2 tRNA genes and 1 rRNA gene are annotated in these 428 nt (G+C 48.4%); all 3 read left to right on the plus strand.

Features of this window, described 5'->3' with window-relative positions:
• The first annotated feature begins 122 nt into the window (after positions 1–122).
• The 3 genes from AC1RPN_RS08460 (at position 123) to rrf (ending at position 427) form a co-directional block, all read left to right on the plus strand.
• Positions 123–194, plus strand: a tRNA-Glu gene (locus AC1RPN_RS08460).
• 5 nt (positions 195–199) lie between these two features.
• A tRNA-Thr gene (locus tag AC1RPN_RS08465) sits at positions 200–272 on the plus strand.
• A 39-nt stretch (positions 273–311) separates the two neighbouring features.
• Positions 312–427 (plus strand): 5S ribosomal RNA (gene rrf, locus AC1RPN_RS08470).
• Position 428 lies beyond the last annotated feature (1 nt).

A 428-nucleotide genomic window follows, 5' to 3' on the forward strand; every position in this document is an offset into this window, starting at 1 on the left:
AGTTAAGCTTCTTAGCGCCAAGAGTAGTTGGGGGTCGCCCCCTGCGAGGGTAGGACGTTGCCATGCTAATAATAAATTTAAAAATGTGCTAATCTAACTGATTAACACATTTTTATGTATATGACCCGTTGGTCAAGTGGTTAAGACACCGCCCTTTCACGGCGGTAACATGGGTTCAAATCCCGTACGGGTCATTTTCGCCGGCTTAGCTCAGTTGGTAGAGCATCGGTATCGTAAACCGAGGGTCACAGGTTCGACTCCTGCAGCCGGCATTAGTGGTTGCAAAATTGTTTTATGTAGTAGTAAAAGAGTGTGGTGGCGATAGCAAGAAGGATACACCTGTTCCCATGTCGAACACAGAAGTTAAGCTTCTTAGCGCCAAGAGTAGTTGGGGGTCGCCCCCTGCGAGGGTAGGACGTTGCCATGCT

It is taken from the genome of Dellaglioa sp. CoH-57-MRSF-20, from assembly GCF_056781955.1.